Annotated in this window: 1 pseudogene; it reads left to right on the top strand. The window is 73.9% G+C overall.

Going from position 1 to position 715, the window contains the following annotated elements:
• Nucleotides 1-697 (top strand): annotated as a pseudogene (locus CCN29_RS34500) (magnesium transporter MgtE N-terminal domain-containing protein); the annotation flags it as partial.
• Between the last annotated feature and the right edge of the window lie 18 nt (nucleotides 698-715).

The following is a 715-nucleotide window of genomic DNA, read 5'->3' as shown; positions in this document are numbered from 1 at the left end:
GCCGACCTGGCCAACGTGCTGCACCACCTGTCCCCCAAGCGGCGCGCCGAGGTGGCCGCCGCCCTGGACGACGACCGGCTCGCGGACGTGCTGGAGGAGCTGCCCGAGGACGACCAGATCGAGATCCTGGGCGTGCTGGCCGAGGAGCGGGCCGCGGACGTGCTGGAGGCGATGGACCCCGACGACGCGGCCGACCTGCTGGGCGAGCTGCCGGAGGCGGACAAGGAGCGGCTGCTGAGTCTGATGCGGCCCGCGGACGCGGCCGACATGCGCCGCCTGATGTCGTACGAGGAGCACACGGCGGGCGGGCTGATGACCACGGAGCCGATCATCCTGCGCCCTGACGCGACCGTCGCGGACGCCCTCGCCCGGATCCGCGAGCCCGACCTGTCGCCCGCGCACGCGGCGCAGGTGTACGTGTGCCGGCCGCCGGAGGAGACGCCGACGGGCAAGTACCTGGGCACCGTGCACTTCCAGCGGCNNCGACGACCTGCGGCCGCTGGAGCCGGACGCGGCGCTTCCCGTGGTCGCCGGGTTCTTCGCCACGTACGACATGGTGGCCGCGCCGGTGGTCGACGAGGCCGGGTCGCTGCTGGGCGCGGTGACCGTGGACGACGTGCTCGACCACATGCTGCCGGACGACTGGCGGGAGACCGAGTTCCATCTGGAGGAGGGGGAGGTGCCCGATGGCGGGTGAGCGCGACGCCGTGCGCGA

The organism is Streptomyces pseudogriseolus (assembly GCA_002154585.1).
In the GTDB taxonomy this organism is placed as follows: domain Bacteria; phylum Actinomycetota; class Actinomycetes; order Streptomycetales; family Streptomycetaceae; genus Streptomyces; species Streptomyces pseudogriseolus.
Note: the sequence above shows the minus strand (reverse complement) of the source record. Positions and strands in the feature narration are given on the sequence as shown.